25 protein-coding genes are annotated in these 26,123 nt (G+C 39.8%); 15 read left to right on the forward strand and 10 right to left on the reverse strand.

Features of this window, described 5'->3' with window-relative positions:
- From DFR63_RS12055 to DFR63_RS01195, 3 genes are all read right to left on the reverse strand, one after another.
- Positions 1–287 (reverse strand): IS3 family transposase (locus DFR63_RS12055; protein WP_147302186.1); only part of this gene is annotated, 287 nt, incomplete at its 3' end.
- 113 nt (positions 288–400) lie between these two features.
- Positions 401–763 (reverse strand): helix-turn-helix domain-containing protein, encoded by a 363-nt coding sequence (locus DFR63_RS11685; protein WP_162842251.1) that lies wholly within the window; start codon positions 761–763, stop codon positions 401–403.
- Positions 764–1,238: 475 nt separating this feature from the next.
- Positions 1,239–1,943, reverse strand: coding sequence for a dihydropteridine reductase (locus tag DFR63_RS01195; RefSeq protein ID WP_115883935.1), 705 nt, complete (start codon positions 1,941–1,943; stop codon positions 1,239–1,241).
- 538 nt (positions 1,944–2,481) lie between these two features.
- Here DFR63_RS01195 and DFR63_RS01200 point away from each other — a divergent pair.
- From DFR63_RS01200 to DFR63_RS01215, 4 genes are all read left to right on the forward strand, one after another.
- The gene (locus DFR63_RS01200) at positions 2,482–3,060 is read left to right on the forward strand and encodes a hypothetical protein (RefSeq protein ID WP_115883936.1); all 579 of its coding nucleotides are present in this window, start codon (positions 2,482–2,484) and stop codon (positions 3,058–3,060) included.
- A 73-nt stretch (positions 3,061–3,133) separates the two neighbouring features.
- Entirely contained in the window at positions 3,134–4,522 is a 1,389-nt protein-coding gene (fumC, locus tag DFR63_RS01205) for a class II fumarate hydratase (RefSeq protein WP_115883937.1), read from the forward strand.
- Between the two features lie 10 nt (positions 4,523–4,532).
- Positions 4,533–6,059, forward strand: coding sequence for a Ppx/GppA family phosphatase (locus DFR63_RS01210; RefSeq protein WP_115883938.1), 1,527 nt, complete (start codon positions 4,533–4,535; stop codon positions 6,057–6,059).
- A gap of 39 nt (positions 6,060–6,098) precedes the next feature.
- Positions 6,099–8,222, forward strand: a complete 2,124-nt coding sequence (locus DFR63_RS01215; protein WP_115883939.1) for an RNA degradosome polyphosphate kinase — start codon at positions 6,099–6,101, stop codon at positions 8,220–8,222.
- Between the two features lie 376 nt (positions 8,223–8,598).
- On the opposite strand, the gene DFR63_RS01220 is transcribed toward DFR63_RS01215, so the two are convergent.
- The 3 genes from DFR63_RS01220 to DFR63_RS01230 are packed head-to-tail and all read right to left on the reverse strand — an operon-like array spanning position 8,599 to position 10,334.
- The gene (locus tag DFR63_RS01220; protein WP_115883940.1) at positions 8,599–9,414 is read right to left on the reverse strand and encodes an RluA family pseudouridine synthase; all 816 of its coding nucleotides are present in this window, start codon (positions 9,412–9,414) and stop codon (positions 8,599–8,601) included.
- A 1-nt stretch (position 9,415) separates the two neighbouring features.
- Positions 9,416–9,907: a thioredoxin family protein gene (locus DFR63_RS01225; protein ID WP_115883941.1), complete on the reverse strand. Its 492-nt coding sequence runs from the start codon at positions 9,905–9,907 to the stop codon at positions 9,416–9,418.
- A gap of 19 nt (positions 9,908–9,926) precedes the next feature.
- On the reverse strand, positions 9,927–10,334 hold the full coding sequence (locus DFR63_RS01230) for a disulfide oxidoreductase (RefSeq protein WP_115883942.1): 408 nt from the start codon (positions 10,332–10,334) through the stop codon (positions 9,927–9,929).
- Between the two features lie 103 nt (positions 10,335–10,437).
- Between DFR63_RS01230 and DFR63_RS01235 the strand changes: the two genes are divergently transcribed.
- The 9 genes from DFR63_RS01235 to yhaM all read left to right on the forward strand — a co-directional run bounded on the left by DFR63_RS01235 (position 10,438) and on the right by yhaM (position 21,122).
- Complete coding sequence (locus DFR63_RS01235; RefSeq protein WP_245954103.1) at positions 10,438–11,556, forward strand: GAF domain-containing sensor histidine kinase; 1,119 nt, start codon at positions 10,438–10,440, stop codon at positions 11,554–11,556.
- Entirely contained in the window at positions 11,557–12,189 is a 633-nt protein-coding gene (locus DFR63_RS01240; protein WP_115883943.1) for a response regulator transcription factor, read from the forward strand. It abuts the gene before it with no gap.
- 157 nt (positions 12,190–12,346) lie between these two features.
- Entirely contained in the window at positions 12,347–13,669 is a 1,323-nt protein-coding gene (locus DFR63_RS01245; protein WP_115883944.1) for a dicarboxylate/amino acid:cation symporter, read from the forward strand.
- Between the two features lie 224 nt (positions 13,670–13,893).
- Complete coding sequence (xdrA, locus tag DFR63_RS01250; RefSeq protein WP_115883945.1) at positions 13,894–14,340, forward strand: XRE family transcriptional regulator XdrA; 447 nt, start codon at positions 13,894–13,896, stop codon at positions 14,338–14,340.
- Between the two features lie 86 nt (positions 14,341–14,426).
- The gene (locus DFR63_RS01255; RefSeq protein ID WP_115883946.1) at positions 14,427–15,557 is read left to right on the forward strand and encodes a DUF445 domain-containing protein; all 1,131 of its coding nucleotides are present in this window, start codon (positions 14,427–14,429) and stop codon (positions 15,555–15,557) included.
- A gap of 53 nt (positions 15,558–15,610) precedes the next feature.
- Positions 15,611–15,961 (forward strand): YlbF/YmcA family competence regulator, encoded by a 351-nt coding sequence (locus DFR63_RS01260; protein WP_115883947.1) that lies wholly within the window; start codon positions 15,611–15,613, stop codon positions 15,959–15,961.
- Between the two features lie 90 nt (positions 15,962–16,051).
- The gene (locus tag DFR63_RS01265; RefSeq protein ID WP_115883948.1) at positions 16,052–17,236 is read left to right on the forward strand and encodes a metallophosphoesterase family protein; all 1,185 of its coding nucleotides are present in this window, start codon (positions 16,052–16,054) and stop codon (positions 17,234–17,236) included.
- Positions 17,237–17,243: 7 nt separating this feature from the next.
- Positions 17,244–20,171 carry an AAA family ATPase gene (locus DFR63_RS01270; protein WP_115883949.1) on the forward strand — a complete coding sequence of 976 codons (2,928 nt, stop codon included), beginning with the start codon at positions 17,244–17,246 and terminating at the stop codon, positions 20,169–20,171.
- A 12-nt stretch (positions 20,172–20,183) separates the two neighbouring features.
- Entirely contained in the window at positions 20,184–21,122 is a 939-nt protein-coding gene (gene yhaM, locus DFR63_RS01275) for a 3'-5' exoribonuclease YhaM (protein ID WP_115883950.1), read from the forward strand.
- A 337-nt stretch (positions 21,123–21,459) separates the two neighbouring features.
- On the opposite strand, the gene DFR63_RS01280 is transcribed toward yhaM, so the two are convergent.
- From DFR63_RS01280 to DFR63_RS01290, 3 genes are all read right to left on the reverse strand, one after another.
- Positions 21,460–22,587, reverse strand: a complete 1,128-nt coding sequence (locus DFR63_RS01280; protein WP_115883951.1) for a foldase protein PrsA — start codon at positions 22,585–22,587, stop codon at positions 21,460–21,462.
- A 111-nt stretch (positions 22,588–22,698) separates the two neighbouring features.
- Positions 22,699–23,082, reverse strand: coding sequence for a YtxH domain-containing protein (locus DFR63_RS01285; RefSeq protein ID WP_115883952.1), 384 nt, complete (start codon positions 23,080–23,082; stop codon positions 22,699–22,701).
- 51 nt (positions 23,083–23,133) lie between these two features.
- On the reverse strand, positions 23,134–23,565 hold the full coding sequence (locus DFR63_RS01290; protein ID WP_115883953.1) for an HIT family protein: 432 nt from the start codon (positions 23,563–23,565) through the stop codon (positions 23,134–23,136).
- Positions 23,566–23,654: 89 nt separating this feature from the next.
- On the opposite strand from DFR63_RS01290, the gene DFR63_RS01295 reads away from it, so the two are divergent.
- Entirely contained in the window at positions 23,655–24,395 is a 741-nt protein-coding gene (locus DFR63_RS01295) for an ABC transporter ATP-binding protein (RefSeq protein WP_115883954.1), read from the forward strand.
- The gene (locus tag DFR63_RS01300) at positions 24,385–25,587 is read left to right on the forward strand and encodes an ABC transporter permease (protein ID WP_115883955.1); all 1,203 of its coding nucleotides are present in this window, start codon (positions 24,385–24,387) and stop codon (positions 25,585–25,587) included. The genes DFR63_RS01295 and DFR63_RS01300 overlap by 11 nt, the downstream gene beginning before the upstream one ends.
- Here the strand turns inward: DFR63_RS01300 and DFR63_RS01305 are convergent.
- On the reverse strand, positions 25,584–26,123 hold the full coding sequence (locus DFR63_RS01305) for a hypothetical protein (protein WP_115883956.1): 540 nt from the start codon (positions 26,121–26,123) through the stop codon (positions 25,584–25,586). The two genes, DFR63_RS01300 and DFR63_RS01305, sit on opposite strands and share 4 nt — an antisense overlap.

Below are 26,123 nucleotides of genomic sequence, written 5' to 3' on the forward strand. Positions count from 1 at the left end.
CGCCCATCGGTCGTACTGAATTCAGTAATATCTGTCACCAGTTTCTGCATGGGTTTGGCTGCGTGAAATTCACGATTGAGTATATTCGCAGCGATATAGTCGGGTTTGACTGTTTTATATCTGCGTTTCTTTCGTCGAATCACCGATTTCAAATTCATCATCTTCATCAGTCGATACACATGTTTGTGATTCACCTTAGCCTGTCTGAAATGATTCAGGTATATCGTCATTCGACGATAGCCATAAATGCCATCTAACGCATTATATGTCTCTAACATCATGGTCATCAATGATTGATCTCTATTTTCATACTGTGCAGGTTTTCGATGCAGCCATTTATAATAGCTCGCTCTGGAAATCCCCAGCACCTGGCAAAGATGAACAATCGGATATTTATGTTTTAACGCTTCGACCGTTTGGTACGACGCTTTTTGGCGGATTCTTGTTTGATCAACTCTCTTTCCATTTGTTCCTGCTTTTTTAGCGTCTCAACTTCCATTTCTAACCACTGATTTCGGATTCTGAGCGCTTCAATCTCAGCTTTCAACTGTTCTTCACCCGTCTGAGCTTCCGTCGTCTTCTTCTTACCTCGATTGTCTTCGAGTGCTTTCGGTCCAAATTGTTTATACTTTCTCGTCCATGAATAGACGTTAGTGTAGCTGACCTTAAATTTTTCTGCAGCGTCTTTATAAGATAGTTGGTGATTGATGACATACTCCACAATCTCGATCCGTTCTTCGTATGTTGTCTTTCTACTTTTCATTTGATAGACCTCCGGTTTTGGAGAATACGTTCGATTCTCTTTGCCTTCAGTATATCGCATCGCCCAGTTTCTAATCGTATGATCACTCGGAATATTATATTTAACAGAGAGACCTTTGTAGGACAAATTACTATTGAAGTATTCTTGAACCACTTGATGTTTGAATGCTTTTGAATAGTTACGATTCTTTTGTGGTCTCAGTAATCCAGTCGTCCCATGCTTCAAGTATTTATCTAGATAGAGTCGGAAGGTTGATTCGTTTAAATCTAGCTCATAATCTTCACGGAGTGCTCGAAATGAAGTGCCATCTAAATATAACTCGATGTATTCAATCAGTTCATTCGTTGAATACCTTATGTTTGATTTCAAGAGAAAACTCCCCCTAAAGTAGTTTACTTTTTTAAGTGTCTACTTTAGGGGGAGCATATCACTTTGAAGATATCCCGGATTTTCATATTTATATAATAAAGTGAAATTAATTAGCGAAGAACTGCTCTTTTTGGCTTTCGTGTTTATCGAGCATAATCTGATGATTTGGTATGCCTTGTTTAAGCAGCAGATCGACATTCTGTTTCAGGAACTCATCGCTGCCGACCACATAAAATAGGGCATCCTTATCTTCTGTCAGTTTTTCTGCCTCTTCATAGTACTCATCGCGTGTACTGACGAAGTGCGCAGTCAGATTTTTATCTGCTGAAGATTGGAATATATCAGGAAATAAATAATTTTTAGATGAATCAATATTTAACGAGTGAATTTTAGCGACATTGTCATTATCATTCAGATAATCCAGAACCAGCGGTCTAAAAGTCGCCAGGCCGACGCCTGAAGAAAGCATATAAATATTTTTACCTTCACGCTTTAAAGGTACATTTGTATGTGTTTTAAATATTGCTGCTTTATCTCCAATGGACAATTCATTTAAAATCTGTTTAAACTTCGAAGCATCTTTTCTGATGCGGGTAGTAATGCCAATCGTGTTTTCGTCTTTCAAGGTAGAAATTGACATATGTCTGATTAAGCTTCTATCCGGCTTTTCTCCAGTGTTAAAACCTTCAAAAGCAAGGTGTATGTGCGACCCTTCTTCCCAGGTATAATCTTCAGGACATTCGAAAACAAAAGTTTTCACTTCGGGCGATTCATTAACAACATCTATCAGTTTACTCCAGTAAATTTGCATAAATATATTCTCCTTAAGGCTGTTATTTATGTATATCATGTATCTGTATTATATATTAACTGATAATTATTCTCAATTAAAAGGATTTTGATGAAAGCTGAAGGAGAAGTGGATGGACAAGTACGACGGCGAAACGACACCGTACTCGCAAATAAAAAACAAAAAAAACTGTACGGCACGAAGCTGTCCAGTTTAAAAAATATATTGAATAAGACTATTCTCTAATTTTTGTCTCTCCGTCATCTTTATATCCCCAGTCAGTTTCGCGTCCTGCTGTAAGGATTGAAGTCAGAAAGGCTATACAAACCATTAAAATAAGAAATGCTTTCATTATTGATTTGCCCCCAGTACTTATATTAATTACATTTATTATAAACCATTCTGCAAAGATTAAAAAGGTTTTGTTGTAAAAAAGGTATTTTCTCTTTATTATTCTCTGTTTCTTTTTATGATTACGTTATTTTAATTGCTGTTTGGGGTAAGATAAATATAATATAAGATTAAACTACAAGGCAACGATTATTGGAGGATAAAAATTATGGCAATGAATTTTAAAATATTTGAAACGAAAGAACTTGCGGACATTTTTGCTGCGGATTTGCTGCGTAAGCAGATTCACAACAATCCGGAAAGCATTTTAGCGCTGGATGTTAATGAAGATTTATCACCAGTGTATGAAAAATTTGTCGGTGAATTGAAAAATCATCCTGCAGACTTATCTGAAATTCAGCTGTATTCAGTAGGCAGAGGCGGTCTGGATATTTTTAAAAACCTTGATATTCCTTCATCACAACTAAATGAAGGCGGAACAGCCGATGATCTTGATGACAAAGGCAAGAAGAAAGTGAATGTCGCACTTCTCAATTTAAATTCAAATAAAAAAGTCGGCTTTAACAATGACAATGATGAATTATTTAAAGCAAAAGAGCTCTTTATCTATGCAACAGGAGGAGATAAGGAGGAGGTTGTCAGAAGTCTTTATGATGCCAATCTCTCAGGCAGCAGCATACTCAGCAATATTAAAAACCATCGCATGGTGACTGTCATAATCGACAAAGATGCGGCAGGCAGATTAGACCATGACATAGTAGAATATTACTCTTATAAGTTTGCATAGTTTTTTCTTAATGAATCCTTTCGCAATATAGTATAGACTAGTAATGAATACTATATTTCGGAGGGATTTTTATATGTCATTTAGAATTGAACACGATACGATTGGTGAAATTAAGGTGCCTGCGGATAAGTACTGGGCAGCGCAAACAGAAAGAAGCCGTCAGAACTTTCCTGTAGGCAAAGAAAAAATGCCGATTGAAGTTATCGTAGCATTTGCTCACTTAAAGAAAGCGACTGCGATTGTCAACAGTGATTTAGGAAAGCTTTCTCCTGTGAAAAAAGATGCGATTGTATTTGCATGTGAAAAAATAATTAAACGCGAACTGGATGATCATTTCCCGCTTGTTGTCTGGCAGACGGGCAGCGGAACTCAAAGCAATATGAACGTTAACGAAGTAGTCAGCTATGTTGCTAACGAGTATCTTAAAGATCAGGGCAGTGATGAAATTGTTCATCCGAACGACGATGTCAACAAGTCACAAAGCTCTAATGATACATATCCTACTGCGATGTATGTGGCGCTGAGCCAGGCAGTTGAACATCAGCTTCTGCCTGCACTTGAAAAACTGCATGGTACTTTTGAAGAAAAACAGGAACAATTTAAGGATATTATTAAGATTGGCCGTACGCATCTTCAGGATGCTACACCGCTTACTTTAGGGCAGGAAATCAGCGGCTGGTCATATATGCTGGAAAAATCAAAAGAAATAATTAATCAGTCTAAAAAACAGCTCAGCAACCTTGCAATTGGAGGGACGGCTGTTGGTACTGGAATTAATGCTCACCCTGAATTTGGCAGCAGAGTTGCCGACCAGCTTTCCGAACAAACGGGCCTGCCGTTTATCTCATCACCTAATAAATTCCATGCATTGACGTCTTACGATGAGGTAGTATATGTGCACGGTTCATTAAAAGCACTCGCTGCAGATCTGATGAAGATTGCAAACGATGTGAGATGGCTCGCTTCAGGCCCGCGTGCGGGTCTTGCAGAAATTGAAATTCCGGCAAATGAACCGGGCTCATCAATTATGCCGGGCAAAGTAAATCCGACTCAGTCTGAAATGCTGACTATGGTTGTAGCTCAAGTGTTCGGGAACGATACTGCTGTAGGGTTTGGAGCTTCACAGGGTAACTTCGAACTCAACGTGTTCAAGCCGGTTATTTTATATAATACACTGCAGTCTATTTACCTGCTGGCTGACGGAATGAACAGTTTCAATGATAACTGTGCTGCTGGAATTGAACCGATTCAGGAAAACATTGATAAGTATTTAAATAACTCTCTAATGCTTGTAACAGCATTAAACCCTCATATCGGTTATGAAAATGCTGCTAAAATTGCTAAAAACGCACATGACAAAGGAATCACTTTAAAAGAGTCTGCGCTTGATTCAGGATTGCTGACAGAAGAACAGTATGATAAATGGATTAAACCGGAAGACATGATTCACTCTAAAGAGTAGGAGTTTTTCGATGAACAAAATAAGCTTAATAGATATCGGATCCAACACGATTCGACTTGTACTTTTTGAATACACCAAGACACACGGCTTAAAAGAAATTAGAAATATTAAAACACCTGCACGTTTAGCTCAGTATATTGATGAAGATGGCTACATGGCAGAAGAAGGGATTGCAGCTTTATTAAAAATCCTGAACAGTTTTAAACAAATTTCGGAAAAATATCATATAACTAAGATTTTCCCGGTGGCCACAGCAGCCATCAGACAATCTAAAAACCGCGAGGATATTATCGGGCGCATTAAATCAGAACTTGATTTGGATGCGGTCATTATCAGCGGCGAAGAGGAAGCAACGCTTGGATATGAAGCGGCTGTCCACACAATCAGTTATTACGATGCCGTGACAATCGATATCGGTGGGGGAAGTACAGAGCTTACTTTTTACGAGGATAAAGAAATCATCTATCGTACGAGTTTATCGTTTGGGGTTGTTACGCTCAGTAAAATGTTTTTTGAAGGTAAAAAACATAATGACAAAGCGGCGATTAAACAGACTAAGCAATTTGTGGAAACTGAGCTGAAAAAAGTGAACTGGCTGCGTGACCGCCGTGTGCCGATTTTGGCAATCGGCGGAAGTGCGCGTAACATAGCGCGTATTCATCAGTCGATGATCAGTTATCCGATAGCTGGTGTTCACGGCTATACTATGGTGCGCAATGATTTACAGGATGTATATAAGCTGTTGAAAAATACGGACACTGAAAACCTGGATGATATCGACGGCCTGAGTAAAGACCGCGCTGATATTATTCTGCCGAGTATCATTGTTTTCAGAACACTGCTTAATATTGTAGATGCCAAGGAATTCAAGTTCAGCCGCAAGGGGCTGCGCGAAGGTATGGCTATGCGCATTTTCAGTAAGGAATATCCTGTTGCTTTTAATAAGTACAGAGTATTTGAAGATTCGATAGAACAGCTGGCCAATGACTTTAATCTGGATCCGACTGATACAGATAAAAGAACAGAAATTGTTGACCGTCTTTACCATGAACTTGAGCGCCTGAATATTTTATCGCTGTCGCGTACAAATAAAATGATTATGAAACATGCTGCTGGGATATATTATTTAGGTGACTTTATCGACAGGGATGCATCGAGTCAGCATACCTACTATTTAATCTCCAACAGCAATATTAACGGCATCGGACATCGTGACCGCGTCAGACTTGCACTGATAGCCAGTTATAAAAATAAAACACTGCTTGACTTTTATGCGAAGGAAACCGGCTGGTTTAATGATGAAGAACTGGATGAAATTCAGGCACTCGGTTCGCTCGTTAAATTTGCGAATGCCCTGAACATTTCCAATACGGAAATTGTCGAGAATTTACAATTATCGAAATCCGGAGATGCCTTCAGATTGACCATTCAGTACAATGGAGACCCGATTGCAGAAGAATATCATGCAGTCCGTCAGAAAAAGCATATTCAAAAAATTCTCGGCGGAGATTTGCGGATAGAATTTACAGAATCTTAATATTTACACGCTATAATTATGAGAGCAGGAGGATTATAAATGGCTTATAAATTAAACGATAAATCTTATTACAATAACCGCGAACTAAGCTGGTTGCGATTTAATTACAGAGTATTAGCAGAAGCAGGCGACACGCGTAATCCTCTTCTCGAACGATTGAAATTTATAGCGATAACGAGCTCTAATCTGGATGAATTTTTTATGGTTAGGGTAGCTGGTTTAAAGGACCAGGTTAAGATGAATTATGCCGAGCCTGATACTAAGACTGGTATGACTCCGGAAGAACAGCTGTCCGGAATCGGTGAGCTGAACCGTGAAAACTGCCGTATTCAATACGAAATGTATCACGAACTGATGGAGGAACTGGAAAAGCTGAATGTGTTCCTAAAAAGACCGCATCAGCTTCACCAGTCATTGCAGGATAAACTGGAAAAACTGTTTGATGAAGAAATATTACCGGCTTTAACACCGCTCGGAATCGATGCATATCGTCCGTTTCCTAAGCTGATGAACAAAAAAATTAACTTATTCGTAGACTTATCGAATGAACTGGGCAAACAGACTGCGATTGTGCAGCTGCCGACAGTGATAAAAAGATTTTATGAATTATCACACGAAGGCAAGACCTATTTTGTTCTGGCGGAAGATATTATTGAAGAATATGTGTATAAACTTTTTAACGGTTATCAGATTGACAGAACATTCCCGTTCAGAATTACAAGAAATGCCGACTTAACGATACATGAAGAAGGCGCTGCCGATTTATTAATCGAAATCGAGCGTTTCTTAAAAGAACGTACTAAAGGTGCCGCGGTTCGTCTTGAAATCGACCGGAGCCGTGACATTACCATTAACGGATCTTTCCTCGAGGAGCAGCTTTCACTGCATCCTGAAGATGTTTATCGTTTTGACGGACCTTTGGATTTAACGTTTCTGTTCGAAATGACGGATAAATTAAAGTACAGATTTCCAAAGCTTTTATTTAAACCGTTTTTCCCGCAGCAGCCGAAATTTTTGGGGAACCGTAATGTGTATGAAGCAGCGCTGAAAGAAGATATATTCTTTCATCATCCCTACGAATCGTTCCAGCCGATTATTGAATTTGTGCAGCAGGCAGCAACAGATAAAAACGTCTTGGCGATTAAACAGACCCTTTACCGGGTATCCAGTGATTCGCCGATTATCGAATCATTAAAATTGGCGGCTGAAAACGGCAAACAGGTTACAGTGCTTGTTGAACTGAAAGCGCGATTTGATGAAGAAAATAATGTGCACTGGGCGAAAGAACTGGAAGACGCCGGCTGTCATGTTATATACGGCATGAACTACCTGAAAACGCACAGTAAAATTACACTGGTTGTAAAGAAGGTCAATAAAAAAATTGTTAAGTTTGTTCATCTGGGAACGGGAAACTATAACGATTCCACAGCCAAACTTTATACCGATATGGGAATTATTACCACAGATCCGCGTATCGGAGATGATGCTGTAAACTTCTTTAACTATTTAAGCGGTTATTCGCTTAAACCTGAATACAAGGAACTGCATGTCGCGCCATTTGAAATCAGGGATATGTTTGCTGAACGGATTGACCTTGAAATTGAAAGTCATAAAAAATACGGCAACGGTTATATTTTTGCGAAGATGAACTCTTTAACGGATAAGAGAATAATCGATAAACTGCTGCAGGCCTCTCAGGAAGGCATAAAAGTGGATCTTGTGATTCGCGGAATATGCTGTATGAAGCCGGGAATTAAAGATGTCAGCGACAACATACGCGTTATTAGCGTTGTCGGCAGATTTTTAGAACACTCGAGAATTTATTACTTTTATCATAATGGTGATAAGAAAATGTTCTTATCGTCAGCAGATATGATGACGAGAAATATGATCAAACGTGTGGAAATTTTATTCCCCATCAACGATCCGAGAATTGTAGAAGAACTGATCGAAGTGAATGAATTATTCTTAAGAGATAACGTGAAAGCACGTGTGCAGCTGCCGGACGGTACATATGAATATGTTAAAAATGATCTGCCGACTTTGAGCGTTCAGGATGAACTCATGAAACGCGCTGTTGAAAACAGTGAGCAGAAGAAAACTGAATTACTGCAGGAACACAGCAACATACTGGAACGAATTAAAAGCCGGTTCAGGAAATAAGTTGTTTGATTTGCGGATTGTGAATTAGTACAGCACCCAAAATGGGTGCTGTTTTTTTCGTTTGAGTGTTGATGGTGGGAAATTGTTGGTTTGATAAAATTCGTGGAGTTGTTTGTAAGTACGCTGTTGATCTGATAACGTTTATAGAACGGTTTTCTGTATGACTTTGAAAAATAAAGTCCAAACGATTATACATTCGTCAGTGACTTGGGAAACCAAACGCATTTGATTACCCATGTAATTTCAACATGGTAAACTAACAGCCGTTAAGTCTCCATGTCACTCTAACATGGCAGTAAAATTACTAGACCAGCCAAATATTCACTAGAATCAAAAAACTGTCTCATCAATTTTTTGATGAGACAGTTTCGCTATATTATACATCTAGCGTTACACTGATTTCTTCGCCTGTAATCGGATGGTTAAATGAAACTTTGTAGCCGTACAGATGAAGATAGGGCGACGGCGGTCCGCCGTACAGTTTGTCCCCGACAAGCGGGGCGTTTAAGTGTTTCATATGCGCACGGATTTGATGTGTTCGGCCCGTTTCCAGTTCGATTGTCAGTTCTTCATATTTGTCTGTTACTTTCTTGCTAATAATATGCGTCACAGCGTCTTTGCCTGTTCTCGTGACATGGAAAATATTCGTGTGCGGCTTTTTACCAAGCGGCGCCTTAATTTTCTGTGCAGTAATTTTACTGTTTTTCTTCACGTGCCCCATGTAAATCCGTTTAATTTTATTTTCACTAAGCATATAGTCGAGCATTTTCTTCATATATGCATTTTTTGCCATCAGTACAAGTCCTGTTGTATCCACATCCAAACGGTGAACTGGTTCAATATATTCGCTCGCAACTGTATTAATCACGTCGTTTACGAGTGTGTTGTGCTCACCGGGTTCATTCGGATGAACTTTCTGGCCAGGCGGTTTTGATGCGACAAGCAGGTTCTCATCCTCGAAAAGAATAGCTGCCTGCATAGAGCTCTTCTTATAACTGCTCGCTTCACTGAAATCAGGCAGTGTGACTGTATCTCCTGTTTTAAGTTCAGTTTTTACCGGCTGAACTTCATCGTTAATAACGATATCTTTCGACATGCGTAGCCAGTGCATTTCCTTTTTAGGAATATGAAGTGCAATCAGAGCTTCTTCCAGAGTAGATCCATCGAATTTCTCAGGTACGGTAAATTTCATATTATTCTCCCGCAGCTGCTGTCATAAATTCTTCGAAGCCTTCAGCTGATCCCGGATTTCCTTCTAAGCGTTCAACTTCCTGGCCGTCTTCAAAGTAAATAAGTGTCGGTGTAGAGTTAATGTTCCACGTTGCCCACGCGTCTTCATATTCAAGCACGTTAAGCTGAGTTACTTCACCATCGACGCTGTCAAGAGCTTCAGATAGAAGCGGTGTGGCCTCCATACAATGTGGACATGTAGGGCTCCAGAAGTAGACGAATTCGCCTTCGCCTGAATTTACTATTTCTTCAACTTCAGCCGGTGTTTTGTTAGCCTGATAATTTTCATCATCCAGCAGGTCGATTGTCGCTCCTGTCAGTTCGTCCGGTTCTTTATCCGTGTAAGGATAGTACCCTTCAGTAATATCTTTTTCCTCGTTGTTCATAAATATAAATACTCCTACAAATACAACGACGATTAAACCAATAATGCCGTAAAAAATCTTGTTGCCCATAATTAATAGCTCCTATTCTTTAATCTTTTTTAATGAAAAATGATAAAATGAAAATAATGATAAATGCAGTCAGTGCAAGCAGGGGAATGGTAATAAAACCAGCCCAATTTATATATTGTACTGTACAGGATACACCCATACAAGCATTGGCGCTCTCGCCGAGGGCCGGAATTTTCTGCAGTGCGTAGTGGTAGGTGGAAACCAGTATCCCAATACCGCTCATTGCACGGACGTATAATCTTACGTTAGCATCGTTTTTAATAAGGCCGATAAACGACAGCAGTACAAGCGGGTACATTAAAATACGCTGGTACCAGCACATCTCGCACGGTTCATACAATCTGATTTCACTGAAGTATAAAGAACCCAGCATAGCAATTAATGACACGATAAAAATCATTTGCATGTACAGTTTGTTACTTTTCATATCAGCGCTTGTCCTTTCATTTTAGTTTTGTAACTTACTTTTATATTATAAGTGTTAACAGCTATATTAAGTGTAACAAATTTCTTACAATTTATTAAAAGGGATGATAACAGTGAAAAGTAAGTTACAGCTTTTAAAAGATATTGCTGAGTTCTTAAATACGGAAACCCACCGCCAGTCGATGATTGACGGGGCATTGAAAATGCTCATCGACCATTCAAATTTTAAAACCGGCTGGATATTTTTTATTAATGAAGACGGCAGGCATGAACTGAGCGCACATTATCAGCTACCGCCTACTTTGCAGTATAACGGTCATACATATCTGTGCAATGACAAATGCTGGTGCGTCAATAAATTTAATAAAGGAGAATTGTCGAATGCGACGAATATCGTAGCCTGTTCGAGGCTCGAAAAGGCTGCGCGGGAAATGCCTGATGAAAATAATAATATTACACATCACGCTACAGTGCCGCTGATTTCCGGTGTGGAATCTTTCGGTTTATTAAATGTGGCGACACCTTACAGTACTGAGTTTCAAAAGGATGAGCTGGATCTTCTGGAGTCGGTGGCCTTTCAGCTCGGTTCTACACTGAAACGGCTGGATTTAACGACACGGGAAAAAGAAAATATGATTATCAAAGAACGTCAGCGGCTCGCACGCGAACTTCACGATTCGGTTAACCAGATGCTGTTTTCTATCGGTATTACATCTCATGCGGCGAAGGCTTTAAAGGACAGCGAGCAGAGCAGTCTGGCCTTTGAAAGAATAGAAAATACATCGAAATATGCAATGAAAGAGATGAAGGCGCTGATTTGGCAATTAAAACCAATCGGTCTCGAGAACGGTATAATCGAAGCGGTCAATCATTACGCTAAAATTCTCGATTTGAATATAGAAATTACAGTGAATGGTTTTTATAATATACCGGACGAGACAGAAATTGAATTGTACCGTATCGTTCAAGAGGGACTTAATAATATCAGAAAACACGCGGGGACAAAAAATGCAGAAGTACTGCTGGAATTTACTGATGAAGAGCTGAGGCTTGTAATCAGTGACAAGGGCAGGGGTTTTATTCCGGCAGAAAAAACAGGTGTCAGCCATGGGCTGACAAACATGCATGAACGCGTACATAAAATGGGCGGTTCCTTTGAAATTCAGTCCCGCCAAGGGCTCGGAACTGTGTTAATTACACGTATAAAACTTGGAGGCAATTAAATGTATAATATAATTCTTACTGACGACCATCAGGTTGTAAGAGAAGGCATGAAATTTTTATTATCAACAACATCTGACATTAATGTAGTTGAAGATTTTGACAGCGGCCGGGAGACGCTTGAATATCTGGAAGATAATCATGACAAGATTAATCTCGTGCTAATCGATCTCGTCATGCCTGAAATGGATGGGATTGAGCTGACTGCTTTATTGAAAGAAAAGTATAAACACATTAAGGTGCTGGTCCTTTCAAGTTATACGAGCGAGGAATACATTCGTCCTGTCTTCCGTGCCGGAGCGGACGGTTATATTATTAAGGAGATGGATGTGGAAGAACTGATTCAGTCGATAAAAAACGTTATAGAAGGTGACAGGGTTGTACATCCTGACATTTTAAAAGTTATCGATAAAACAGGCAATCTGCCGCATGAACGGAATATACTGTCGAGAAGAGAGACTGAAGTGCTGAAGGAAATTGTTAAAGGCCAGTCTAACAAGGAAATCAGCGAGGCGCTATTTGTCAGCGAGAAAACTGTTAAAACCCATGTGAGTCATATCTTAAATAAACTGGAAGTGTCAGACCGGACTCAGGCTGTCATTTATGCAATAAAATTCAACATTATTGATTTTTAGTGTAAAATGATAAAAATTATTCATCCTGTGAAAGCGATTAACCATGCGATTTAGAGCGGTTCATCCATAATCTTTACTTTAATTTTATAGACAAATCTCCATTTAGCAAAGTATACTTGAATACATATTCAGGAATTATTAGCTAAGGGGGATATACATGAAAGTAGGAAATAAACTCACACTCTATATTGTAATCGCTTTAATTGCGGGGATTGCAGTAGGGTCAATATTTAATACAATGGCGGACGCTGCATGGGTCCAATGGATTGATCAGTACGTATTTAATGTGCTCGGGCAAATATTCTTAAATCTTATCTTTATGGTAGTTGTACCGGTCGTATTCATTTCGATTGTACTCGGAGTTGTAAGTGTCGGGGATCCGAAAACACTCGGACTTATCGGTATTAAAACAATGGTTTTCTACCTGATAACAACTGCAATTGCAATTTCACTGGCTATTGGAGTTGCATTGATACTTGAGCCTGGTGAAGGACAGGCTGACTTATTGAATACCGAGGAAGTGTCGGAATACCGATCGACAGAACTTGAAGGCGGCGATACACAGCTTGCGATGGAAACAACATTTGATCAGACATTAATTAATATTATTCCTGATAATTTATTTGTTGCACTGGCTGATCAGAACATGCTTCAAATTATTGCTTTTGCAATTTTTATCGGCGTCGGGTTAATTGCCGTTAAAGAGAAAGCAGGCGGAATCATTACATTATTCGAACAAGCTAACGAAGTAATAATGTGGATTGTTCTGGCAATTATGAAATACTTTGCTGCACTCGGTGCATTTGGCCTTGTAGCAACTGCATTTACACAGGCTGGCTTCGGCGCTATTCAGCAGCTGGGTATGTACTTTATCTGTGTGCTGCTGGCATTGTTCATTCATTTTGCCTTAGTATATGGTTCGGCAGTCCAGTTCCTCGGCAAGAAGAGTTTTGTCTGGTTTATTAAGAACTTTGCACCTGCACTGTCAGTAGCATTCAGTACGTCATCTTCAAGTGCTGTATTGCCTGTATCACTTGAAACAGCGCAGAACAAACTTGGAATCCGTAAAAGTATCTCAAGTTTCGTACAGCCGCTTGGTGCAACTGTGAATATGGATGGTACCGCAATTATGCAGGGGGTAGCGACAGTATTTATCGCTCAGCTGTCAGGTATCGATTTAACAATCGGACAAATGGCTACTGTCGTCATTATTGCGACAATTGCAAGTATCGGAACAGCAGGAGTACCGGGTGTCGGTCTCGTAATGCTCGCGATGGTATTAACTGCAGTAGGACTTGATCCGGCAGCAATTGGTATTATTCTCGGTATCGACAGACTTCTGGATATGACGCGTACGGCAGTTAATATTACTGGTGATGCAACGATTGCACTTGTTATCGATCATCAGCAGAATGTTAAGGAAGGCAAGTTCATTAAAGGCAAGAGTAAATATGTTGATGGTGAAATCGTCAATAAGTAATTAAAATCAAGGAAGTATGAAGGCAGTGTTGCACTGTTTCTCATACTTCCTTTTATTTATTTAAAGTAGAATGAAAAAATTTGTTCAATAGTGAATAATTAGTGAATTTTTTCATAATCTCTTTAATTTGTAATCACTATCATTTACAATGTATATCAGGTTAAATTGATATACAAGCATGATTGATTAACTTTTAATCGCGGTGCTGTGAAGGGACGATTTTAATGGATAAGCAGGAATTTACAGAGATTCTACAGTCGAAGTTCAAGATAGTTCGAACGGAGGCTGGATACACCCAGGATGCTATGAGCCACACCATTGGATTATCCAAAAAAACGCTGGTACAAATAGAAAAAGAGCGAATATTACCCAACTGGACAACATGTATCTCGCTTTGTGCACTGTTTAGAGATAGTGAAGTACTGACGAATATTTTTGGCGGAGATCCACTGGAACTTACGCAGGTCTTATCAAGAGGCTCAGCAATATACCCAAATTATGAAAAAGAAAATATATATTGGGAAACGCTTGAATCAAATAATGGCTACAAGTTTGAATTCAACAAAACGAATTCAATTTATAGAGTGTTAAATGCAGATAACCAGCCGGTTCATGCATCATATATTGAAAGAGAAATAAGAACTTACTTCGAACGTAAAAGCAATCGATAAATTTCAGCACCCGCGAGGGTGCTTTTTCTTTTATTTCTATAAAAAGTAATATATAGTTATTAAGTTGAATAAGGGGTGAAATAATAATGAATCCAATCATTCAGATTATGATGATGGCGCTGATTGGTGCGCTGATCGGCGGTCTGACAAATACGATTGCAATTAAAATGCTTTTCAGGCCGTATGAAGCAAAATACCTGTTCGGCAAACGGCTGCCGTTCACACCGGGAGTAATCCCTCTCCGGCGGGATGAGGCCTCGACGAAACTTGGTGAAATTATAACAGGGCATCTGTTAACACCGGAAGTTTTCGAAGAGAAATTAAAAAGTCCGGAAACTGATAAATTAATAATGCATTTTATAGACAGGCAGATAGAAACGATTGAAACCGAACGGCTGACTCCGGATTATTTCCTGGAACGTCTGTCGCCGGGTCTGACAGAAAAAATCGTTACTTCATTTAATGAAGAAATACGTGCAAAAGTCTCTGAAGAAGGACGGAAATTGTACGTCAGAACGATAAATGATATCATGCCAGAAGATGCGCTCCATGCGATTGATAATAAAGTATCTCATCTTGCTTATGATATTAACGATAAACTCGTACAGTATATTTCTTCTGACAAAGGATTTCATGACATTTACACAATGGTTGATGAGTTCACTGAAAAAAGAGGCCGTCTTGCCCGCAGTTTAAAATACGTGATGACAAAAGAATCGATGACTGAACGCGTTCAGACTGAACTGCTGAAACTGATTCAGCAGGAGAAGATGATTAATATCGAAACACGGGTCATAGAAGATGAGTATAATAAACTGAAGCAGAGCGGATTATCTGAACTAGTGACGAACTCAGATCTCGATAATATCTTAAACAGTATTATAGAAGTAATGCAGCAGAAAATTGATATTAGAAAAATATTAAATACACCGATTACAGACTTCAACAAAGACCTTTTTATCCGTTTCAAAGAAAAAGGCAAATACAAACTGAAGGATAACTTTATCGAGTATTCGGGCAAGAACATGAGTAAGATAATGAATAAACTGCAGCTTGCGGAAGTTATTAAAAAACAGATTGACAGTTTTGAGCTGGCGAAGCTGGAATCTCTCGTCATGGATGTTGCAAATAAAGAATTCAAAATGATTATGCTGCTCGGCTACGTACTCGGGGGAATTGTTGGGATTGCCCAGGGCATATTAGTATTGTTTTTCTAAATAGTAAATTTGTGTTAATGTAACACTATCAAACTAAAAGGAGTTTTATATTAATGGTTAATGTATACGATCAGGCGAATGCACTTGAAAGTGCACTGCGCGAATCAGAAGAATTTCAGCAAATGAAGGAACTTTACAGCAAGGTTAACGAAGATGCTGAATCAAAAAAATTGTTTGATGATTTCAGAGATATTCAAATGACATTACAGCAAAAACAAATGCAGGGTGAAGAACTTTTAGAAGAAGAAATTCAAAAAGCTCAAAACTCGGCACAGGAAATTGAAAATGATGAAAACATTAAAGGTTTAATGGAAGCTGAACAGAAAATGAGCCAGCTGATCCAGGACTTAAACCGTGTTATCATGAAGCCTATCGAAGAGCTTTATGAAATTAACAATCAATAAACAGAAAAATTAGTTGAGAGGCCGTGCCGGCCTCTCTTTTTTGTTATAATGTTGAAGAATAGAGTTTTTTCTGAAGGAATGGTGAATCTAATGGTTAAATTTATCCATGCGGCAGATTTGCACCTGGACAGTCCGTTTAAATCCCGGTCAAAGATGCCGAGCAATATACTGGAAATTTTAATGACAAGTACATATAAAAGTGTCACCCGGATGATTGATTTTGCAATTAAAGAGGGTGTGGATTTCCTCCTTATCTCAGGGGATGTATTCGATCAGTCGAACCGTTCTTTGAAGTCTGAAATATTCCTTAAAAAAGAATTTAACAGATTAAAAGAAAAAGGCATCTTCGTTTATATGATCCACGGAAACCACGATCCAATTTCCTCCGGCTTTAAAACGACGTGGCCGAATAATGTGTCCGTCTTTAAAGAGAATGTTGAAACTTATGAAATGCTGAGCTCGAAGGGTGAACGGATTTATCTGCACGGTTTCAGCTATCTGCTGGACGAATCCTATGAAAACAAACTGGATGAGTACCCGACAAATACAGATAACCGGGGTATTCATATCGGAATGCTGCATGGAACATATGCAAAAACAAAGTACGATGCTAAGCGCTATACAGAATTTAATCTGGAAGCACTGAACAGCAAACTGTACCATTATTGGGCGCTCGGTCATATTCATATCCGGTCGCAGCTGGCGGATTTACCGCAGGTTCATTATTCAGGCAACATCCAGGGGCGTCATAAAAATGAAACCGGCGAAAAGGGTTTTCTCCTTGTCGAAGGGGACGACGTTTCTTTATCGGCAAACTTTGTTCCTGTACAGGAAGTGGTTTTTGAAAATCTTGAACTGGATACAAATTCACTGAGGAAAGAAGAGCTGTATCAGCAGATTGTTGAATTCAAACAGAGTCTGAGAGAGAAGAGCAAGTACATTGTTAATCTTCAGCTGAACTATGACGGAGAAGATGAAATTTCTCAAAGCGACTATAATGAACTGATCGAACTGCTCCAGGAAGATGAAGTGAATATTTCTGAATTCGTCTGGATTGATAATATTAATGTCTCATATAATAATGAAGAGCAGATAGCATTGCTGAAAGATATTAAAACGAGTTACTCAGATAATGAAGAGTTATTCAGAAGTGCGGTTAATACGATGTATATGGATCCGAACATTAACCGTTATCTGCCGCCAATCAGTGAAGTATCGCCGGGCGAACTTCTAAAGATGGGTGAAGATCGTCTAAAAATGTTGATGAGGAAGTAGTGAAATTATGAAAATCCTATCAGTAAATATATACGGCTACGGTAAAATAATTAAACAGGAATTTAATACAAATCAGGATTTCATTCAGATATTCGGTGAAAATGAAGCCGGCAAGTCGACAATGATGTCCTTTATTCATTCTGTGCTGTTCGGTTTTCCAACGAAAAAGGAACAGGAGCCGCGCCGTGAACCTCGTATGCATAACCTTTACGGCGGCAGGCTGACAGTAAAATTTAAAGATGAACCGGAACCCGTGGAAATAGAAAGACTAAAAGGAAAAGTCCAGGGCGATGTGAAGGTGTACTTTAAAGATGGTACAACTAAAGGTGAGGAATGGCTCACTAAAAAAATGAATTATATAGACAAACGTACATACCGTTCTATATTTTCGTTCGATGTGCTCGGTCTTCAGGATATTCACAAAAATATGACTGAAGACAAGCTGCAGGAATATCTGCTCCGTGCAGGAGCGCTCGGCTCCCACGAATACGATGAGATGCTGAATGCCATCGACAAAGAACTTAAAATGCTGTACAAGAGAAACGGCATTAACCCGGTTATTAATACAGAGCTTCAGGATTTGAATGATTTAAGCGAAAAAATCCGCGGGCTTGAAAAACATGAAGAAGAATATAAAACATTTATTAATGAGCAGGTTAAAACGCTCGAAAGCTTAAATTCCAAAAAACATGCACTGAATCAGATGGAAATGATCCGCAAGCAGAAAATGAAAGAAGTCATGTATCATAAAGATATTAAAGACTGGAAGGCGCTTGAGAGCAAGCTTAATATCGAACCGGTCAACTTCCCGGAGCGGGGAATCGAACGTTACGAATCACTGCGTAACCATGTTAAACAGACGGCCAAAGATATCGGTCTCCGTCAGGAGAAACTTAAAACACTGATTGCTGAAATACAGCATGTGAAGCTCCCTGATAAAAATATGATCAGCTATCTTGAAGCACTGCAAAAAGAAGAACCTGAAATTAAACAGCAGAACATGGAAGCTGTACGTTTATCAAACTCGGCAGTAAATCTTGAAAATGAGATTTTAAATCTGCAGAAAGACATCGGCTGGCAGGAAGAACATCCGGATGTCGATGATTCGAATATCGTGCGTGAATCCGTGCAGTCACTGCTGTCAAAGTACGATGAAATTATGCTGGAAGAACAGTATTTAATTCGTGAGATTGATCATTTGAGAGCAGATATTAAACAGCTTGATGCCGAAATTGAAGAGTCGGAACGCAATCAGATTGACGATGGCAGAATGAAAAAGAAACGCGAAGTGCTGGACCGTGAATTCGAACTGGTTGAAAAGAAACGGATGTATCAACTGATTGAAAAAGATTACGAACGCGAAAAACGCGAGCGTGACAGAGTAAAGAACTGGCAGGCAGCGCTGATTATTTCAATCAGTATTATCGCAATAGCGATCGGTGTTATGTTTATTATCAACAACAGCTACTTATACGGCGGACTTTCGCTTGCTGTGGGTGCGGCAGCGCTGTTTATACTGGTTATTACGAATAATCGCGAACAGGATACGCTGAAGACCGATTATCAGCAGGAAGTTGACACGCTGCAGGATGAAATTAATGCCCTCAAAAACGAATATGATATCGACTTTGATATCGATGATGCTAAAGATCTTCGGCAGGAATTAAAAGGCCTGCGCGCGAAGCGCAATTCATTTTCAGTTAAACTGGATGATCTGAAAGAAACGCTGTCAGTAAACGAAGCGAATCAGGATCATTTAAACACTCAGCTTGCTGAAGTGAAACATAATTTGAAAGTGAATCCCGAACTTGACGATAAATATATCGTCGATGCAATATACACAATACGCCAGATTAAACAGAAGCGTCATCAGATTAACAGAGAACAGCAGGAACTAGATAATATTACTAAAAATCTAAATGATTTTGACACACGTGTAAGTGAAGAAGTGAGTGCCTTAGGTATTCATTACAAGCAAACTTCCATCTTCCATGAAGCAGGTCAGCTGTCGTCGAAACTCCAAAAAGATGAGGCGATGTATTACAGCCTCAGAGAACAGGCGGACCTTCTGGAAAATGAAATTACAGTACTGGAAGAGCGGAATGCAGCATCGCAGCGTGAGCTGAATCAGCTTCTGGATTATGTGGAGGCGGACGACGAGGAAGAATATTACTATTACGCGAGAAAACACAGCGAGTATATAAACAATGTCAACCGCTTTAAAGAACTAAGCGACAAACTGGATGAAGAACACTTCGACTATGACCTCAGAAACGAGCTGTCGGGTCGTCTCTTAGCAGATTTGAAAGCGGATGAAGATAATATCGGTGCCCAGCTTGATAATCTGAATGAACAGATTCAGCTGGAACAAGAGGCACTGGTTAAAATCAACAATGAAATCAAGCTTCTGGAAAGTGACGGCAAGCTGAGTGAACTGAACCACCTCTACGGTATGCGTAAAGGCGTCGTGCAGAGCCTGGCTGAAGAATATATGTCCCTGACATACATCCGCATCTTAATTGAAACGCATATTAAAGCCATCAAAGATGAGCGACTGCCGATAGTAATAGAAGAGGCGAGGGAAACATTTGAATTTGTAACGAAAGGCCGTTATATTAATGTCATCTACAGTGACGAAGGCATTTTCGTGAAACATAAAAATGGACAGGTATTCCATCCGCTTGAACTGTCACAGTCGACCAAGGAAATGCTTTACATCAGCTTGCGTTTAAGCCTTATCAGAGCACTAAAAGGCTACTATCAGCTGCCGATTATTATCGACGATGCATTCGTCCATTTCGACAGCGAGCGTACGAAAACGATACTTGATTACTTTAGAAGTAAGTCAGATGACCAGGTACTGTACTTTACATGTAATTTAAATACGAGTATTCCATCTGCTCAAACAATCAAACTAAAAGAAAAAACGAAGTAGGAGGGTTCAGTAATGAATAATATTTCATCATTACAGCCTGGAGATTCAGTGGATACATTCTTCTTAATTAAACGCAGCCAGCAGGGTGTCACAACTCAGGGCAAACCGTACATGACAATCGTGCTGCAGGATAAAACAGGAGAAGTCGAAGCGAAACACTGGAATGTTACGCAGAAAGATATCGATGTACTGTTGCCGGAGACACTTATTAAAGTTAAAGGTGATATTATCGATTACCGCGGCAAAAAGCAGATGAAAATTGCAAACTTCCGTCTTGTGACACCTGAGGACGGGCTGGAAGCGAAAGATTTCGTAGAAAAAGCACCGATTGACGGCGATGAACTGTACGATAAAATTTTAGACTACTGCCTGAAAATCGAAAACGGCAGTCTGCAGCGCATTACGCGCCAGCTGCTGACTAAATACCGCAAAGAATTCTCGTACTACCCGGCAGCGATGACAAACCACCACGACTTTGTGTCAGGACTCGCATATCATGTATATTATATGCTCCGTGTAGCTGATTCTTTATGCGAAATTTACCCGACGCTTAACAGAAGTCTGTTATTCAGCGGAATTATTCTGCATGATATTGGCAAGGTTAAAGAATTGAGCGGCCCGATTGGTACGACATATACTAATGAAGGAAACTTGATCGGCCACATCGTGATTGCAACAGAGGAAATTACGAAAGTCGCAGATCAGCTTAACATTGAAGGCGAAGAAGTCATGATACTGAAACACTTAATTCTGAGCCATCATGGCAAACTTGAATATGGTTCGCCGAAAGTTCCGATGATTAAAGAAGCGGAAATTCTGCACTTTATCGATAACATTGATGCACGTATTATGATGATGGACAAACATATTGATAAGGCGGATAAGGGTAAATTCACAGATAGAATCTTCCCGCTTGAATCACGCAACTTTTATCGCCCGGAAAACTTTTAATATAGTTACTAATTGGTAGATCCTCGCAGAAATGCGGGGATTTTTTGTTTGATGGAATTGTATACTGGGGCCTCGGATTCACAACAGGGGAATGCCGTTGTAAACCGGAAGGGCTGGATTCACAACAGGGGAATGCCGTTGTAAACCGGAAGGGCTGGATTCACAACAGGGAAGTACCGTTGTAAACCGGGCCCCCCAGATTCACAACAAGGGAATGCCGTTGTAAACCTGAGGTTTCGCCTTTGAATCTTTGATGGAACCCGACGGTGAAACAGTGTCGTACTTCAGCAACAAAAAGACGCAAAGCCACAGGCTTTGCGTCAAGTAATATTCAGTATTATTCAGAGTCTTCTTCAGTATCTGCTGATTCTTCATTTTCTGATTCTTCTTCAGCATTTTCTTCAGTTGGAGCGCCTTCTGATTCTTCTTCAGCTGCAGCGTCTTCCTGCTGTGCGTTTTCCAGTGCTTCATCAGCGTTCAGGAATGTTTCTTCAATGTAAGATTGTATTTCTTCGTTTTCAAACGACACGTTGTATTCCTCTAAAAGATCACGGTAACCCTGCAGTGCCTGGCTTGGATCTTCCTGGATTTTCTGGTTTACAAGCTGTGTTTTGATAGTGTCTAATTCTTCTTTAGGAGTGTCTTCAAGAGACACATCTTCGTTAAGAATGATATGGTAGCCGAATTGTGATTCGACAGGCTCTGAAATCTCGCCCGGCTCAAGTTCGAATAGTGCTGTTTCAAATTCTTCAACCATCTGTCCTTTGCTTACATAGCCGAGTTCACCATTTTGCTGGGCACTGCCTGTATCGTCTGAGTTCTCAGACGCGAGTTCACCGAAGTCAGCGCCGTCATCAAGCTGTTTTTTTAAGTCATCAGCTTTTGTTTTTGCTTCTTCTTTAGTCATTGCCGCTTCGTCCTCTTCACCTTCAGCGTCTTCAGCATCTTCTTCGCCTTCTTCGCCTTCTTCAGCGAAAGATACGAGGATGTGAGATGATTTTCTCACGCTGTCGAATGCTTCTTCATCAGTGATTTCAAAGTAATCAGCAAAGTATAAGTCGTTTAATGCATTAGATACGCGCTGCTGCTTGTATGTATCGACAGTCATTCCCGGCTGTGATTGCTGGAGCATCATTGCGAAGTTTTCCTCGCCGCCGTACTGTTCAATTTCAGCATCGATCTGTTCATTAAGTTCATCCATATTTAGTTCTTCACTGTATTTATCAGTTAAAACTTTATCCAGTACTAATTGGAAGGTCTGGTTTGCGACCTGATTTGTTCCAATCTGGTTCAGAACGTCATCAGCTGTAACATCTCCTGCGTCACTCGTAGCGAGAACGCTGCCGAATTCTACATCGCCTTCTTCTGTTGAAGCCGAATCTGTATTTTCTTCGCCATCATTGCTGCACGCAGCGAGACTTACTAAACCTAAACCTAATAAAATTGGTGCTAATTTCTTCTTCATTCTCAAATTTCTCCTCCCGGTTGCATATACAAGGCATAATATATCATATAAAAAGGACAGTGCACAAACTTAAACACACCGTCCTGTAAAAATATTCTGTTTTTTAACCAGCTAGTTATTGTTGCTGTCTTCTTTTTTGTCTTCGCCTTTAGCTTCTGACATCGCAGCTTCAGCTTTATTGGAAATATTTTCAATATTGCCCTGGAGCCTTTCGATGTTCGGATTGATGTCCGCCTGGAAGTTTGAAATCATCGATTTTACCTCGTCACCAAGAGTGGAGAAGACCTCGCTTGATTCATGTTTCGTTTTAAGGAAAGAGTTTTTAATTTCTTCTCCTTCGATTTTAAGCTGGTCCATCTGCATTTTTAAATCACCGGAACCTCTTTTTAATGACTGCTGCAGTTCTTTCCCTGATTTAGGTGCATTTAAAAAGGATATGAGCATGCCGCCTGTAATTCCGACTGCGAATCCTACACCGATATTTTTAAGTTTCATATTCATTCACATCCTTTATCTCAAATATAATATACCCTGCTTTAATCTTAATTATTCATTTAATTTATTTTTAATTGCCGCTTCAAGATCGGAACGGATTTCAGGTGTGTTGTTCTCATCTTCAACACTGACCCATTTATATCCGAAGCCGTCGTGTTCTTCTTTGTAGCGCGGAATAATATGGAAGTGAAGGTGAAATACCGACTGCGAAGCATACGCGCCGTTATTCTGTACAACGTTTAAACCGGCAGGCTGAAACGCATCTCTGACTGCGGTTGAAACTTTAGTAATTACACTCATGAGTTTCGCGCCTGTTTCCTCATCAAGGTCGAAGATATTTTCAATCGGCTGTTTAGGTACGACTAATGTATGGCCTTTAACGATCGGGAAGGCATCCATAAATGCGATAACATCGTCATCTTCATATACAATGTTAGCGGGTATCTCTCTGTCGATAATTTTTTCAAAAATTGTCTTATTCATCTCAATATCCTCCATTAAAAACTTATGATATAGTTTTACTTAAGTATCAGTATACAAATAATTAGAATTATTTAAAAGGAAGTCAGACGATGGTATTAGAAATTAATCAGCTTACAGGCGGGTATTCAAAAGAGCCCGTTATTCACGATATCTCTTTTAATATAAAGTCCGGTGAAATTATCGGACTGATCGGTTTAAACGGCGCAGGCAAAAGTACGACGATTAAACACATTCTCGGCCTGCTCAGGCCGCACAGCGGTAATATTAAGGTAATGGATACTGCGATTGAAACGGATGTTGAAGCCTACAGAAGACATATGGGCTACATTCCGGAAGCGCCGATTCTCTATGAGGAACTCACACTCCGGGAACATATCAATATGACGGCGATGGCTTACGGCTTGACTCCAAAAGAAGTGGAGTCGAGAAAAGAGCCGCTCCTGAAACGCTTCCGTCTCGAGGATAAGGAAGATACTTTTCCGAGCCACTTTTCAAAAGGGATGAAGCAGAAAGTCATGCTGATTTGTGCATTTATCGTAGAACCGGATCTCTATATTATCGATGAGCCGTTCTTAGGGCTCGATCCGCTCGGTATTGAATCATTGATTGAACTGATGATTTCAGAACGCGATAAAAACCGGTCCATTTTAATGAGCACACATATTCTAGCGACAGCAGAACGCTACTGTGACCGGTACATCATTATCGACCAGGGGCGTAAAATCGCAGACGGTACACTGAATGAGCTGCGTCAGCAGACAGGGCTCTCTGAAGGCACACTGGATGATGTATATATCCAGCTGACTGGCGGGAAACGTCATGAGCAGTAAACTGTTTAACACACGTATGGAGGAAGATATAAAAATAAGGAGCTATTACGGCAAATTTATTTTTAACAGTCACTTCCTTGTATTCTTAATGATCGCGGGCGGTGTGCTACTGTATACGCTGCTCGGCTTAAGAGAAACTCTCAGTCCAAGTATTTACATCGACACACTGTGTGCGCTCTTAATGGCAGCAGTCCTGCAGCCGAAGTACCGTACACTCTTAAAGGAAGCGGATATGCTGTTTCTGCCGCCGTATGAAAAAAGAATGACGGCCTACTTTAAGCGTGCGGATATTTACAGCCTGTCACTCGGTCTTGCCTTGCCGGCAGTTACATCAGTAGCAGTGCTGATTCTCCTTTCAATCGGTCACAATTTAACATCGATTGTCCTATTTTTTTTAATGGCTGTTTTGTTATATTTCAGTGCCTTTAATATCAGACGTCTCTCAGTTAATACGGACTGGAAAAAGTGGGCTGTCACAGCAGTCTTAATTATTATTAATTTTGTCTCGCTGATGCTGGTGCTGATTCAGCCTTACCTTATTACTTTAGGGCTTCTGTTCATCATTATATTCACCGTCATAATGAAGAAGAGTTCTTTTAAAACATTGTCTTGGCTGAATTATGTGCAATACGAAAAAGAAGCGCTTCAGCAGTATTACCAGACGGTCAGTATGTTTACAAATGTTAAACGCATCGATAAGGCGTTTAAGAGAAGACGATTTCTCGATATACTGCTGTGGGAGCCGAAGGCGGAGAAATTCAATAAGAAATATATGTACGAATATTTATTTTACCGTTCTTTTATGCGCGATCATGATCTGCCGATGATTGTGCTCCGCATCATTATTTTATTCTTTATTACCATGTTCTGGATTGGCAATTTGTATGTATCGTTAATCTTCAGCCTGTTCGGTATTTACTTAATCGTGCTTCAGATGTCGCAAATCTATACAGCGCAGGCTTATCTCCTGTGGCCGAAAGTATGGCCGGTATCGAGAACTTATATCCAGGACAGCTATATCAGATATTCACACAAAGTCGTATTTGTAATTACACTGCTGTTTGCTGTTATGTTTACAATCACGCATCCTGACAAACTCTACTATGTGCTGGCTTTCCCGGTTTGGGGCTATATTCTTAACCGTGTTTTATCGAAAGCCATCTATAAAAAAGAAAGAGAACTCAGCGATTAGTCGCCGAGTTCTTCTTTTTCTTCTTCAGTATATTCATTGTCATCAATATTGTAGTAAGTTTTCGATGATAAAAAGTCGCCGAACAGTGATTCTTCATTGCGGAATTTCTTTAAGGCATCGGATGTTAAGTATTTTTTATAAACATCAGTATGTTTAAAGTCATTGTAGATACTCATATCTGCCCATTTAATCAGCACGATATAATTCTCATCACTAATATTCAGACCTGTTCTGAAAGAAACCACACCGTTCGCTGCTTTTAATTCTTCAGAAAGATCGCTTAAGTGACCTCTCAGGGAATAAGTGCCGTCTCCTGCAGCAGGTATATAAAACATAGATAATGGTAGCTCTTCATCAAGAGAACCCTGTTCATTCAATATTTTATAAGTCATATTCGCCGAGAAAATCGATTTTTCATTACTATCTTCATAATACAAAATTGCTTCCGGACCTCTTGCACTGATAGATACATGAGGATTATTTTTCTGCAGGGAAGAAAGATAATCAAGCGTTCCCGTAGTTGCGTGTAAATACAC

The sequence above is a fragment of the Jeotgalicoccus halotolerans genome, assembly GCF_003387165.1.
Taxonomy (GTDB): Bacteria; Bacillota; Bacilli; order Staphylococcales; family Salinicoccaceae; genus Jeotgalicoccus; species Jeotgalicoccus halotolerans.

Excerpts from the sequence above, each read along its gene's own strand:
- xdrA (WP_115883945.1), top strand. The coding sequence starts at position 13,894 with ATGGATAAGCAGGAATTTACAGAGATTCTACAGTCGAAGTTCAAGATA.
- DFR63_RS01235 (WP_245954103.1), top strand. The coding sequence starts at position 10,438 with ATGATAACAGTGAAAAGTAAGTTACAGCTTTTAAAAGATATTGCTGAG.
- yhaM (WP_115883950.1), top strand. The coding sequence starts at position 20,184 with ATGAATAATATTTCATCATTACAGCCTGGAGATTCAGTGGATACATTC.
- DFR63_RS01220 (WP_115883940.1), bottom strand. The coding sequence starts at position 9,414 with ATGAAATTTACCGTACCTGAGAAATTCGATGGATCTACTCTGGAAGAA.
- DFR63_RS01210 (WP_115883938.1), top strand. The coding sequence starts at position 4,533 with ATGAACAAAATAAGCTTAATAGATATCGGATCCAACACGATTCGACTT.
- DFR63_RS01230 (WP_115883942.1), bottom strand. The coding sequence starts at position 10,334 with ATGAAAAGTAACAAACTGTACATGCAAATGATTTTTATCGTGTCATTA.
- DFR63_RS01245 (WP_115883944.1), top strand. The coding sequence starts at position 12,347 with ATGAAAGTAGGAAATAAACTCACACTCTATATTGTAATCGCTTTAATT.
- DFR63_RS01255 (WP_115883946.1), top strand. The coding sequence starts at position 14,427 with ATGAATCCAATCATTCAGATTATGATGATGGCGCTGATTGGTGCGCTG.
- DFR63_RS01265 (WP_115883948.1), top strand. The coding sequence starts at position 16,052 with ATGGTTAAATTTATCCATGCGGCAGATTTGCACCTGGACAGTCCGTTT.
- DFR63_RS01215 (WP_115883939.1), top strand. The coding sequence starts at position 6,099 with ATGGCTTATAAATTAAACGATAAATCTTATTACAATAACCGCGAACTA.
- DFR63_RS11685 (WP_162842251.1), bottom strand. The coding sequence starts at position 763 with ATGAAAAGTAGAAAGACAACATACGAAGAACGGATCGAGATTGTGGAG.
- DFR63_RS01195 (WP_115883935.1), bottom strand. The coding sequence starts at position 1,943 with ATGCAAATTTACTGGAGTAAACTGATAGATGTTGTTAATGAATCGCCC.
- fumC (WP_115883937.1), top strand. The coding sequence starts at position 3,134 with ATGTCATTTAGAATTGAACACGATACGATTGGTGAAATTAAGGTGCCT.
- DFR63_RS01280 (WP_115883951.1), bottom strand. The coding sequence starts at position 22,587 with ATGAAGAAGAAATTAGCACCAATTTTATTAGGTTTAGGTTTAGTAAGT.
- DFR63_RS01225 (WP_115883941.1), bottom strand. The coding sequence starts at position 9,907 with ATGGGCAACAAGATTTTTTACGGCATTATTGGTTTAATCGTCGTTGTA.
- DFR63_RS01300 (WP_115883955.1), top strand. The coding sequence starts at position 24,385 with ATGAGCAGTAAACTGTTTAACACACGTATGGAGGAAGATATAAAAATA.
- DFR63_RS01295 (WP_115883954.1), top strand. The coding sequence starts at position 23,655 with ATGGTATTAGAAATTAATCAGCTTACAGGCGGGTATTCAAAAGAGCCC.
- DFR63_RS01260 (WP_115883947.1), top strand. The coding sequence starts at position 15,611 with ATGGTTAATGTATACGATCAGGCGAATGCACTTGAAAGTGCACTGCGC.
- DFR63_RS01290 (WP_115883953.1), bottom strand. The coding sequence starts at position 23,565 with ATGAATAAGACAATTTTTGAAAAAATTATCGACAGAGAGATACCCGCT.
- DFR63_RS01285 (WP_115883952.1), bottom strand. The coding sequence starts at position 23,082 with ATGAAACTTAAAAATATCGGTGTAGGATTCGCAGTCGGAATTACAGGC.
- DFR63_RS01200 (WP_115883936.1), top strand. The coding sequence starts at position 2,482 with ATGGCAATGAATTTTAAAATATTTGAAACGAAAGAACTTGCGGACATT.
- DFR63_RS01240 (WP_115883943.1), top strand. The coding sequence starts at position 11,557 with ATGTATAATATAATTCTTACTGACGACCATCAGGTTGTAAGAGAAGGC.
- DFR63_RS01270 (WP_115883949.1), top strand. The coding sequence starts at position 17,244 with ATGAAAATCCTATCAGTAAATATATACGGCTACGGTAAAATAATTAAA.